Annotated in this window: 9 protein-coding genes; 6 read left to right on the forward strand and 3 right to left on the reverse strand. The window is 63.8% G+C overall.

The window, feature by feature from the left end:
* Positions 1 to 10 precede the first annotated feature (10 nt).
* From FJ953_RS16555 to FJ953_RS16565, 3 genes are all read left to right on the forward strand, one after another.
* The gene (locus FJ953_RS16555; RefSeq protein WP_140560874.1) at positions 11 to 934 is read left to right on the forward strand and encodes a sulfite exporter TauE/SafE family protein; all 924 of its coding nucleotides are present in this window, start codon (positions 11 to 13) and stop codon (positions 932 to 934) included.
* On the forward strand, positions 934 to 1,722 hold the full coding sequence (locus FJ953_RS16560) for a TIGR02186 family protein (RefSeq protein ID WP_140496681.1): 789 nt from the start codon (positions 934 to 936) through the stop codon (positions 1,720 to 1,722). The genes FJ953_RS16555 and FJ953_RS16560 overlap by 1 nt, the downstream gene beginning before the upstream one ends.
* Positions 1,723 to 1,901: 179 nt before the next feature.
* A complete protein-coding gene (locus FJ953_RS16565; protein WP_140624813.1) occupies positions 1,902 to 3,158 on the forward strand; it encodes an Hsp70 family protein in 1,257 nt (418 codons plus the stop codon).
* 12 nt (positions 3,159 to 3,170) lie between these two features.
* Here the strand turns inward: FJ953_RS16565 and FJ953_RS16570 are convergent, their stop codons facing one another.
* A complete protein-coding gene (locus tag FJ953_RS16570) occupies positions 3,171 to 4,073 on the reverse strand; it encodes a LysR family transcriptional regulator (protein ID WP_140496685.1) in 903 nt (300 codons plus the stop codon).
* A gap of 277 nt (positions 4,074 to 4,350) precedes the next feature.
* Between FJ953_RS16570 and FJ953_RS16575 the strand changes: the two genes are divergently transcribed.
* The 3 genes from FJ953_RS16575 to FJ953_RS16585 are packed head-to-tail and all read left to right on the forward strand — an operon-like array spanning position 4,351 to position 8,953.
* Entirely contained in the window at positions 4,351 to 7,281 is a 2,931-nt protein-coding gene (locus FJ953_RS16575) for a molybdopterin oxidoreductase family protein (protein ID WP_140624814.1), read from the forward strand.
* Positions 7,278 to 8,012, forward strand: a complete 735-nt coding sequence (locus FJ953_RS16580) for a 4Fe-4S dicluster domain-containing protein (RefSeq protein WP_140496689.1) — start codon at positions 7,278 to 7,280, stop codon at positions 8,010 to 8,012. Before FJ953_RS16575 ends, FJ953_RS16580 begins: the two co-directional genes overlap by 4 nt.
* Before the next feature lie 5 nt (positions 8,013 to 8,017).
* Positions 8,018 to 8,953: a DmsC/YnfH family molybdoenzyme membrane anchor subunit gene (locus tag FJ953_RS16585; protein ID WP_140513222.1), complete on the forward strand. Its 936-nt coding sequence runs from the start codon at positions 8,018 to 8,020 to the stop codon at positions 8,951 to 8,953.
* A gap of 5 nt (positions 8,954 to 8,958) precedes the next feature.
* Here the strand turns inward: FJ953_RS16585 and pdeM are convergent, their stop codons facing one another.
* Together pdeM and FJ953_RS16595 are read right to left on the reverse strand one after the other, a co-directional pair.
* Positions 8,959 to 9,675 carry a ligase-associated DNA damage response endonuclease PdeM gene (gene pdeM, locus FJ953_RS16590; RefSeq protein WP_140496693.1) on the reverse strand — a complete coding sequence of 239 codons (717 nt, stop codon included), beginning with the start codon at positions 9,673 to 9,675 and terminating at the stop codon, positions 8,959 to 8,961.
* A complete protein-coding gene (locus FJ953_RS16595) occupies positions 9,672 to 12,206 on the reverse strand; it encodes a ligase-associated DNA damage response DEXH box helicase (protein ID WP_140523913.1) in 2,535 nt (844 codons plus the stop codon). The genes pdeM and FJ953_RS16595 overlap by 4 nt, the downstream gene beginning before the upstream one ends.
* Positions 12,207 to 12,261 lie beyond the last annotated feature (55 nt).

Here is a 12,261-nt window from a genome sequence, read left to right on the forward strand (position 1 = left end):
AGACCGACGGGTGGGCATCTATCTCCCGATTGCGGAAATTTCCGTCAACGTCTTCGTGCTGCTGGCCATGGGCGCTGCGGTGGGCTTTCTGTCGGGCATGTTCGGCGTCGGCGGCGGTTTTCTCATCACGCCGCTCCTGATCTTCTACAACATCCCACCGGCAATCGCGGTGGCGACCGGCGCCAACCAGGTCATCGCCTCATCCTTCTCCGGCGCGCTGTCGCATATGAAGCGCGGCACGCTCGACTTCAAGCTCGGCGGGGTGCTGCTTGCCGGCGGCATCGTCGGCTCCACCGGCGGCATCTATGTCTTCGCTTTCCTGCGCAGGCTGGGACAGCTCGACCTGTTCATCTCGCTGCTCTATGTCGTGCTTCTGGGCACCGTCGGCGGGCTGATGCTGGTCGAAAGCATCAACGCGCTACGCGCCACGCGCAGCGGCGCGGCACCGGTGATGAAGAAATCCGGCCAGCACAACTGGATCCACCGCCTGCCGCTGAAGATGCGGTTCAGGGCCTCGAAGCTGTTCGTCAGCGTCATCCCCGTGCTTGGGCTGGGCGCGGCCATCGGCTTCCTGTCTTCTATCATGGGTGTCGGCGGCGGCTTCATCATGGTGCCGGCTCTGATCTATCTCCTGAAAGTGCCGACCAACGTCGTCATCGGCACCTCGCTGTTCCAGATCATCTTTACCTCGGCCTACACCACTCTGGTCCACGCCACCACCAACCAGACGGTCGACGTGATGCTGGCCTTTCTTTTGATGGCCGGTGGTGTCGCCGGCGCGCAATATGGCGCCAAGGCCGGCCAGCGGCTGCGCGGCGAGCAGTTGAGAGCGCTGCTGGCGATGTTGGTGCTGGCGGTGGCGATAAGGCTTGCCATCGACCTCTTCGTCACACCGCCCAATCTTTATTCGCTGTCCGGCGCGGGCTTCAACTGATGAATGGCCTGAAAGCGCTCGCAACCGCCGCTCTTCTGTCATTGATCGCCGCCGCACCCGCGAAGGCGCAGACGCCGCCGACCGAAAGCATCCAGATCGGCCTTTCCACCGACAAAGTCTCGATCACCGCCGGCTTTTCCGGCGCCGACCTGACCATTTTCGGCTCGCTGGAAAATCCCGATCCGCTGGTGGCGCGCCAAGGCCGCTACGATATCATCGTCGTGCTCGAAGGCCCACCCAAGCCGGTGGTGGTGCGCCGCAAGGACCGGGTGCTCGGCGTCTGGGTCAACCTGGAATCCGAGACCTTCGAAAACGTGCCGGTGTCCTATTCGGTGGCGACGACGCGGCCGTTGCAGGACATCACCGAGCCGAACAGCTACAGGCAATTGTCGCTCGGCGCCTCCAATCTCTACATGCAGCCGGCCGATGCCGGCGACAGCCCGGCCACGATCGAGGAATTCACCGCGGCGTTGCGCGAACGCAAGGCCGCAACCGGCCTCTACAGCGAGAATGTCGGCGGCGTGCAGTTCCTGTCACAGAACCTGTTCCGCGCCACGGTGCGGCTGGCGCCGAACGTTCCGGTCGGCACCCACAAGGCGCGCGCGTTCCTGTTCAAGAGCGGCCTGTTCATCAAGGAGAGCTCGGCCCAGCTCGAGATCCGCAAATCCGGTTTCGAACAGTCGATCTTCCGTGTCGCCCACGACTATTCCTTCCTCTACGGCGTCTTCGCCATATCGCTGGCCATGGTGACGGGCTGGCTCGGAAGGTTGATCTTCCGCAAGGACTAAAGCGGCTACAAAGGGGTTTTTCTTTCCCGGATCATGCTATAGACCGCCACCTCCCGGTCTACCGGGCAACACGCACAATTCAATTCGGCAGAGCGGTCCGATCACCCCGGACGACAGAGAGCGCACGCTTCACAGACGGCGCCGAACCGCTGCCTTAGCAGAGATGACAGGAGGCTGCGATGCGACCAGCATTCGCCGGCATCGATTTTGGCACTTCCAACTCCACCGTCGGCGTGGTCAGGAGCGGCCAGCCGCACCTCGTCGCGCTGGAAGGCGGCGAGGTCACGCTGCCAAGCGCCGTGTTCTTCAACTTCGAGGACAACCGTACCTGTTTTGGCCGCCACGCAATCGCCAATTACACCGACAGCGTCGAAGGTCGGCTGATGCGCTCGCTGAAGAGCGTGCTCGGCAGCGCGCTCGCGCAGGAAAAGACGCGCATCAAGGCGCGATCGATCGGCTTCATGGAGATCGTCGGCCTGTTCCTCGGCCATCTGCGAAAAAGACTGGAGGACGATGCCGGCAGCGCCGTCGAGAGCGTGGTACTCGGCCGGCCGGTGCAGTTCGTCGACGACCACGCCGAGGCCGATGCCAGGGCACAAAGCGAGCTCGAAGGAGCCGCCCGCGCCCAGGGCTTCAAGCATATCGCCTTCCAGTTCGAACCGATCGCGGCGGCCCTCGACTACGAGCAGAAGGTGACGCGCGAGGAACTGGCGCTGATCATCGACATGGGTGGCGGCACGTCGGACTTCTCGATCGTAAGGGTCTCGCCGCAGCGTGCCCGCTCGCTTGACCGCAAGGACGATATCCTGGCCAGCCGCGGCATCCATATCGGCGGCACCGACTTCGACCGATTGCTCAGCATCGCGCATGTGATGCCGGAACTCGGCTACCTCAGCCCGACCAAGGACGGCAAGCGCAACCTGCCGGCCAGCTACTTCATCGATCTTGCCACATGGCAACGCATCAACCTGGTCTACACGGCCAAGGCGATGACGCATCTGCGTCAGATCCGCTACGAGGCCGAGCGCGCCGATCTCGTCGACCGCTTCATCCATATCGTCGAGCACCGGTACGGGCACGCGCTGGCCGCTCTTGTCGAAAGGGCCAAGATCGAGCTGACCGACAAGGTCTCGGCCGATGTCGAGGTGAGGCTGCCGGAAGTCCAGTTCGCCGCCGAGATCACCCGAAAGGCGCTGGACGCCACGATCGCCAGGGACATCGAGCGCGTTGCCGCCACGGTCGGCCAGACCATCGGCGACGCCGGAGTCAAGTCGTCCGACATCACCGCCGTGTTCCTGACCGGAGGATCCACCGCGATCCCGCTGGCGAGACAAAAAATCCTGTCGCTGGTGCCTCAGGCTTCGGTCATCGAGGGCGACATGTTCGGCTCGGTCGGACTTGGCCTTGCGCTGGACGCGCAGCGAAAGTTCGGCTGATACCCGGACAATTCACGAACGCGCGGACGCCTTCTCGTCGGCCCCCAAATGCGCCTTGAGCGCCATCTGGGCCAGGCTTGCCTGGCGGTCGCGATGTGTGATCATGGCGAAGTCGCGTTTCGGCAGTTCTAGCGGCACAGACCGCAGGCTGCCTTCGGCGACGGCGCGCCCAACGACGAGCTCCGAAATGATGGTGGCGCCGGCACCGGCCTCGACCGCCTGGCGAACCGCCTCGTTGCTCGGCAGCACCAGAAATATCTGCAGGTCGTCAAGCGAAATCCCTTCGCGGCGCGCCAGATCCTCCAGCACCTCCCGCGTGCCGGAACCGCCCTCGCGGATGATCCAGCGCAGCCCTTTTATGTCGGGGCGGCCCGGCGCGATTTCGGCGATCTCGGGATGAGAACCGGCAACCACCAGCATCAACCGGTCGATATCGACCTTGGCGCGGCGCAATATGTCAGACTCGGTGCGCCCCTCGACCAGGCCGAGATCGGCGGTTCCATCCAGCACGCTGGCTTCGACCTGCCTGGTGTTGCCTATGCTGACGCTCAGCCTGACCGCAGGATAGGCTTCGTGGAAGGACGCCAGCCGGCGCGGCAGCCAATAGCTGGCGATCGTCAGGCTGGCGGCGATGGAGAGGCTGCCGGCAACCGTCTGCGAGACATGTTCCAGCACATTGCGTGCGGCGGCGGCTCGTTCCAGTACGGCCTTGGCTTCTGGCAGGAACCGGTGACCGGTCTGGGCAAGCTCGATGTTGCGGCCGACGCGGTTGAACAGATGGACGCCATGCTGCTCCTCAAGCGCGCGGATGGCGGCCGACGCGGCCGATTGGGAGATGCCCAGCAGCTCCGCCGCCTTGGTCATGTGGCCGCGCTCGGCGACGGCGACAAATATCCGCAACTGGTCAAGTGTCATAAGGCATTAAGAACCAATATCGATCGAATTTACAAGAACAACTGATTAGACGGGTTGATAGCTTTATTCTAAGTTTTCCATCGAAGTTAGAAAAAATTCGCTACCGATTGACAGAGAATGAAATGATCGGGCGGTTCAAGTCCCTGTTCGCGCACTGGACCCGCGGCCTGCGGCGGCGGCTGGCCGGCGATCGCTATCATCCGGAAGAGCATTACATGCGCGGTCCCGGGCCGAAAACCAGGGCCAAAGCCGCGAACCGCAGAAGCGCTCGGGGATCATGACCCAAGGATCTCCGCGCGGCGCGAATTCCGCCCCGTCCCAACGCCCGCTCGCCTACACGAACGCACCCGACGAGAACGATGGCGTCGACACCTCGCCCGCCGTCTCCGACCGCATCGCCAAGACCACATGCTATATGTGCGCCTGCCGCTGCGGCATCGACGTGCACATCAAGGACGGCAAGGTCCGCTACATCAACGGCAACAAGGATCATCCGGTCAATCGCGGCGTGATCTGCGGTAAGGGCAGCTCCGGCATCATGCAGCATTACAGCCCTGCCCGGCTGAAAAAGCCGCTGCTGCGCACCGGCTCGCGCGGCTCGGGAGAATTCCGCGAGATCGAGTGGGAAGAAGCGCTGACGATCGCCGCGGAGCGGCTTTCGTCCATCCGCCGCAGCGACCCGAAGAAACTCGCCTTCTTTACCGGCCGCGACCAATCGCAATCCCTGACCGGCTGGTGGGCAAGCCAGTTCGGCACGCCGAACTTCGCCGCGCATGGCGGTTTCTGTTCGGTGAACATGGCCGCAGGCGGGCTTTATACGATCGGCGGCTCGTTCTGGGAGTTCGGCGAACCCGACTGGGACAATACCCGGTATTTCATGCTTTTCGGCGTCGCCGAGGACCATGATTCCAACCCGATCAAGATCGGCCTCGGCAAGCTGAAGGCGCGCGGCGCCAAGGTGGTGTCGATCAACCCATGTCGCACTGGCTACAACGCCATCGCCGACGACTGGATCGGCATCCGGCCGGGCACCGACGGCCTGTTCGTGTTCGCCCTCATCCACGAGCTCTTGAAGGCAGGCCGCGTCGATCTCGACTATCTCCTGCGCTACACCAACGCCCATGTGCTCGTCATCCAGGATCCGGGTGCGGCCAATGACGGGCTGTTTGTCCGCGACAGCGCCGGCAACCTGCTCGCCTGGGACAGGGTGGCGAAGGTGCCTGTCCGCGCCACCGACGCCAGCGCCAAACCGGCATTGACCGGCAGCTTCACCGTCGACGGTCGTCGCTGCGTTCCGGTGTTCCAGCTGATCGCCGATCGATACCTCAATGAGAGTTATTCGCCCGATGCGGTCGCGGAGCGCTGCGGCATTGCCGCCGATACGATCCGCAGGATCGCCGCCGAGCTCGCTCATGTCGCCTTTGAGCAGACGATCGAACTGCCGGTGGCGTGGACCGACTGGGCCGGCCGCCGCCACGAGACGATTACGGGACGGCCTGTGTCGATGCACGCGATGCGCGGCATCTCAGCCCATTCCAACGGTTTTCATTCTTGCCGAGCCATTCATCTTCTGCAGGTGCTGCTCGGAACGGTGGACGTCCCGGGCGGCTTCCGCTTCAAACCGCCTTATCCGCGTTGCGCGCCGCCAGGACCGAAGCCTGCCGGCAAGAACGTCCGGCCGATGACGCCACTGGACGGCATTCCGCTCGGCTTCGTCTGCGGGCCTGACGACCTTCTGGTCGATGAGGCAGGGGTGCCGATCCGCATAGACAAGGCCTATTCCTGGGAGGCGCCGCTCGCTGCGCACGGCTTGATGCACACCGTCATCCGCAACGCCTGGGCCGGCGATCCATACAAGATCGACACGCTGATGATGTACATGTCGAACATGGCCTGGAATTCCTCGATGAACACCGTCGAGACGATTCGTATGCTGACCGACCTCGACGAGGCGGGCAATTACAAGATCCCTTTCATCATCTATTCCGACGCCTATTATTCCGAGACCGTGCCGTTCGCTGACCTCGTGCTGCCCGACACAACCTATCTCGAACGGCACGACTGCATCAGCCTGCTCGACCGGCCGATCAGCCATGCCGACGGACCGGGCGATGCTATACGCCATCCCGTGGTCGAGCCGGACCGGGACGTGCGCCCGTTCCAATCGGTGCTGATCGAGCTCGGCGCGCGCCTCGGCCTGCCGGGTTTCGTCAGAGAAGACGGGGCGGCCAAATATGCCGACTATGCCGACTACATCGTCAATCACGAGCGCACGCCCGGTATCGGCCCGCTTGCCGGCTGGCGCGGCAAGGACGGCAATTCGACCGGCAAGGGCGAGCCAAACCCGGACCAGTTGCAGCGCTACATCGACAATGGCGGCTTCTGGCACCACGATTTCGCTGAGGACCAGCGCTACTACAAGATGGCCAACCGGTCCTATCTCGATTTCGCGGTGCAGATGGGCTTCATCCCGAAGGCCGAACCAGTCGTCTTCCAGCTCTATTCCGAACCCTTGCAGCGCTTTCGTCTTGCCGCGCGCGGCCATGGTCGGGCCGTGCCGCCCGAGAGCGAACGCCAGCGCATCGAGACCTACATGGACCCGCTACCCTTCTGGTACGTGCCGTTCGAGGAAGCGGCCGTCGACCAGCAGAAATATCCGTTGCATGCGCTGACGCAGCGGCCGATGCACATGTACCATTCCTGGGGTTCGCAGAATGCGTGGCTGAGGCAGATCACCAGCCAAAACCGGCTGTTCGTGCATGAGAGGACCGCCGCAGGTCTCGGCCTTGCCGACGACGACTGGGTGTGGATCGAAAGCATCAATGGCAAGGTCAAGGGACAGATCAAGCTGGTCGAGGGCGTGAACCAAAGCACGGTCTGGACCTGGAACGCCATCGGCAAAAGGCGCGGCAGCTGGGGGCTGAAGGACGATGCCGCCGAGAGCAATCGCGGCTTCCTGCTCAACCACATCATCGGCGACCAGACCACGGCAGACACCAACGGCAGGCGGTATTCGAATTCCGATCCGGTGACCGGCCAGGCGGCATGGTTCGATCTCAAGGTGCGCATCGTCAAATGCGCGGCGGAGGAAGCCGGTTTCACCGAGCCGCAATTCGAGCGTTTCCACCAGCCGCCGCAATTCCAGCCATCGCCGGACACACTTCGCTTTGGCGCCGAATTCCGCATGAACAGGGAAGCCGCCAAATGACCTGCGTCCCCGCCCACACGGGCAAAAAACTAGGCCTGGTCATAGACCTCGACACCTGCGTCGGTTGTCAGGCCTGCGTCACCGCCTGCAAGGAATGGAACACCGGCGGCCACATGGCGCCGCTGACCGACATCGACCCCTATGGCGGCCATGTCGACGGCGTCTGGTTCAATCGCGTGCACAGCTACGAGCACACCACCGCGATGGGCGGCCGCACGGTGAACTTCCCGCGCTCGTGCCTGCATTGCGAGACGCCGGCCTGCGTCACTGTGTGTCCGACCGGCGCCTCCTACAAACGAGCCTCGGACGGCATCGTGCTGGTCGATGAGGACAAGTGCATCGGCTGCAAGCTATGCAGTTGGGCCTGCCCCTATGGCGCGCGCGAATTCGACACCGATGTCGGCGTGATGAAGAAATGCACGCTCTGCGTCGACCGCATCTACAATGACAATCTGGCCGAGGAGGACCGCGTGCCGGCCTGCGTCGCGGCCTGTCCGACCAGCGCACGGCATTTCGGCGATCTCGGCGACCCCGCCTCGGCGGTGTCGCAACTGGTTGAGGAGCGTGGCGGCGTCGACCTGATGCCGGAACTCGGCTACCGCCCGACCAACAAATACCTGCCGCCGCGCGCGCATACCGAACGCGCCGCAAAGATTTCTGCGCCAACCCTGGAGCCGGTGAGGGCCGAGGGTGGGTTCCTCGGCTGGGTCGACCGCATGCTCTCGAACTAAACCCCATGCATCCAGCCTTCTCGGTCGTCTTCTTCACCACCGCCACCGGCGCCGGCTACGGCCTGCTGGCGCTGCTCGGCGTGCTGGCGCCACTTGGCGTCATCGCACCCGATTTCTGGCTGGGCTTCATCGGCATGGGACTGGCGCTCGGGCTGATCACCGCCGGCCTGTTGTCCTCGACCGGACATCTCGGCCGCCCCGAACGCGCCTGGCGTGCGTTCTCGCAATGGCGCAGTTCCTGGCTGTCGCGCGAAGGCGTCGCCTCGGTCGCCACCTTCGTCCCGGCCGGACTGTTCGGCATTGGCTGGGTCATTCTTGGCCGCACCGATGGCTGGGTCGCCGCCGCCGGACTTCTGGCAACGATCGGCGCCGTCATCACCGTCTGCATGACCGGCATGATCTATGCCTCGCTGAAACCCATCGCTCAGTGGCACAGCCCTTACACCTTGCCCGGCTATCTCATTTTCTCGGCTATGAGCGGCAGTGTGCTTCTGGCCGCGCTATGCCAAGGCTTTGCCGTCGGTTCCAAAATGCTTCTGGCAGCCTGCGTACTGCTGACCCTGCTCGGTTGGGCCTGGAAGCTTGCGACCTGGCGGTACAACGACCAATTGGAAATCCCCACCAACGCCAACACCGCAACCGGGCTTGCCGGGGGGACGGTTAGATCGCTGGAATGGCCGCATACCGAGGAAAATTATTTGCTCAAGGAAATGGGTTTTCGCATCGCGCGCAAGCACAGCGCAAAGCTGCGGCGGATCACCCAGCTCCTGGGTTTCGCGCTGCCCGCCTTGCTGCTGATTACGGCCTTCGCCTTGCCGTCACCTTTCGCGGCGCTCGCATCGGTGTTCGCCGCGGTCGCACAGTTTGTCGGCATGCTGGTCGAACGTTGGCTGTTCTTCGCCGAAGCGAAGCACACGGTCACTCTCTACTACGGGAAATAGCGGCTTCAGCCGGGTCGCAGCATCGAGCCTGAAATCGCAAAGATGCGGTCCGTGCCGAGCATATACGCCATCAGCGATTCCAGGCGGAACAGGCCGGCATAGGCGCGGTCGAGCACGTTGAGTGAGCCGGTATAGGCGCCGAAGGCGGGCATGATCATGCGGCCGCCATCGCCGGCGAAGCAGCGCCGCCGCACCGAACGGCCCTGCTGGACGATGCGGGCGCAGGGATGGAGATGGCCCGATATCTCGCCCTCGACGCGCAGCTTCGACGGCTCGTGCCGGAACAGCAACGAGCCGATGGCGAGTTCGCGCACCGTATCGCCCGGCAGGTCGGCCGGCGCCTCCGGGTCATGGTTGCCGGCCACCCAGAACCAGTCGCGGCCCGCCATCAGCGCCTCCAGCCGTTCGCGGAAACTTCGATGCATGCGCTCGGCGCCGCCGCCATCATGGAAGGAATCGCCCAGGCTGATGACGATTGCCGGCTGGTAGTCTGAGATGACGGCCTGCAATCGCAGCAAGGTCGCGCCGGTGTCATAGGGCGGGAGCAGCATGCCGCGCCTTGCCAGCGATGAGCCTTTTTCCAGATGCAGATCGGAAACGGCCAGAAGCTTGAGCTCGGGAAAGTAGAGCACGCCGCGCGGATCGCAGACCGCACGTTCGCCGGCGATGCCGACCAGATCGGCGTCGGCGATCAACGATGCACGCGCCAGCGAAAAATTCATTCCTCAGCCATCTCCGGCCCCATGGCTTCCTCAACCAGCGTGGCCGCATCCATCAGCAGCGTTTCATCGGCTTCGCCGTGCACCGGCATCTTGCCGATCTCGAGCATGATCGGCACGGCGAGCGGCGATATCTGTTCGAGGTTCTTATGCATGATTCGACCTTGAATGCGCGAGAGCATGTCCGCAAGTCTGCTGACATCGAGCAGGCCCGCCGCCGCGTCCGCGCGCGTCGCCTGGAGCAATATGTGATCCGGCTCATGGCTGCGCAGGACGTCATAAATAAGGTCTGTCGAGACAGTCACCTGACGGCCACTCTTCTCCTTGCCGGGATGACGCTTTTCGATCAGCCCTGAAATCAGCGCGCAATTGCGAAAAGTGCGCTTGAGAAGCCAGCTGTCTGCCAGCCAGGCCTCGAGATCGTCGCCAAGCATGTCCTCATCGAAAAGCGCGCCGAGCGAGGGTTTTCCGGCTTTGAACATCGCCCCCATGTCGCCCAGCGACCAAATGGCCAAGGCATAGTCGGTGGCGACGAAGCCAAGCGGCCTGGCGCCCGTCCTGTCCAGACGGCGGGTAAGCAGCATGCCGAGCGTCTGGTGGGCCAGCCTGCCCTCGAAGGGGTAGGCGACCAGATAGTGGCGGTTGCCGCGCGGAAAGGTCTCGATCAGCAGGTCATCGCGTTTGGGCAGCACCGATTTGTCGACCTGGAAGCGCAGCCAGTCGGCCACCTGCTCGGGCAGTTTCTTCCACCGCTGCGGATCGTCCAGCATGGCGCGGACCTGTTCGGCGAGATAGGTCGAAAGCGGGAACTTGCCGCCGCCATAGTAAGGCACCTTCGCATCGCTGCCGGGCGCGTTCGAGACGAAGCACTCATTCTCGCGAATGCCTTCGAAGCGAAGAACTTTGCCGGCGAACATGAAGGTGTCGCCATGCGTCAGCGTCTCGAGGAAAGCCTCCTCGATCTTGCCTAAAACCCTGCCGCCGCGCGACACGGAACCCTTGCTGCCGGCCTGGACATAACGCACGTTGAGCGCCGGCACCTCGATGATAGTGCCGACGTTCAGCCTGTATTGCTGGGCCACGCGCGGATTGGATACCCGCCACAATCCCTCCTTGTTGAGGCGGATGCGGGCGTATCGCTCATAGCTCTTCAAGGCGTAGCCACCCGTGGCGACGAAATCGACGACGCGGTCGAATGTCGGCCGATCGAGGCCGGCATAGGGGGCCGCCGACCGCACCTCCTCGTAAAGATCATCCGCGCGGAACGGTGCGCCGCAGGCGCAGCCAAGGACATGTTGCGCCAGCACGTCGAGCCCGCCATCGACCAGTGGAGGCGTATCCTGCGCGCCGAGATAGTTGGCGTCCAGCGCTGCCCGGCATTCGAGCACCTCGAAGCGGTTGGCCGGGATGAGGATGGCTTTGGACGGTTCGTCCATGCGGTGGTTGGCGCGGCCGATGCGCTGTGCCAGCCGGCTCGCTCCTTTCGGTGCGCCGACATGCACGACAAGGTCGACGTCGCCCCAGTCGATGCCGAGGTCGAGCGTCGAGGTGGCGACGATGGCGCGCAGCGCATTGTCGCCCATCGCCTTCTCGACCCGCCGCCGCTGCGCGACATCGAGCGATCCGTGATGCAGCGCGATCGGCAAGGTATCTTCGTTGACGCGCCACAATTCCTGGAACAGCAACTCCGCCTGGCTGCGCGTATTGACGAACAGCAGGGTCGTCTTGTGGCGCTTGATCTCGCGGTAGATCTCGGGCGTCGCGTAGCGGGCCGAATGTCCGGCCCAGGGCACGCGCTCTTCCGAGTCAAGGATGGATATTTCGGGCTTTGCGCCGCCGGTAACGACGATCAGTTCGGCCATATCGCCGGGTGGATTCTGGCCGACCAGCCAGCGGCGCAATTCGTCCGGTTCGGCCACCGTGGCGGAAAGTCCGATGGTCTGAACCTCGGGCATGAACTGGCGCAGCCGCGCCAGACCAAGCGCTAGGAGATGACCGCGCTTCGAAATCACCAGCGAATGCAACTCGTCGAGCACGACATAGCGCAGGTCTTCGAAGAAACGCCTGGCATCGGGTGCCGCGATCAGCAGCGCAAGCTGCTCGGGCGTGGTGAGCAGGATGTCGGGCGGCACCAGCTTCTGCCGCTGGCGCTTGTGCGCCGGCGTGTCGCCGGTGCGGGTCTCGATGGTGAGGGAGAGCCCGATCTCCTCCACCGGTTTGCCGAGGTTGCGCTCGATGTCGACAGCCAGCGCCTTCAGCGGCGAGATGTAGAGCGTGTGGATGCCGCGGCGGGCCTGTCCCGGTTTTCGCCTGGCCCTGACGGCCAGTTCGGTCAGCGAAGGCAGGAACCCGGCCAGCGTCTTGCCGGCGCCGGTCGGTGCAATCAGCAGCACCGACTGCCCTGCTTGAGCCCTCGCCAGCAATTCGATCTGGTGGGCGCGCGGCGACCAGCCTTTCTCGCCAAACCATCTCAGGAATGGCTCGGGCAGGACAACGGCGGCATTCTGGTCGGCAAGGCGCGGCTTCTGTGTCACGCGTCAGAGGTAGCGCGACGGCGTGCGAACGCCAAGAACAATCGGAACAAAAGGT

This window comes from Mesorhizobium sp. B2-3-6 (assembly GCF_006442305.1).
In the GTDB taxonomy this organism is placed as follows: domain Bacteria; phylum Pseudomonadota; class Alphaproteobacteria; order Rhizobiales; family Rhizobiaceae; genus Mesorhizobium.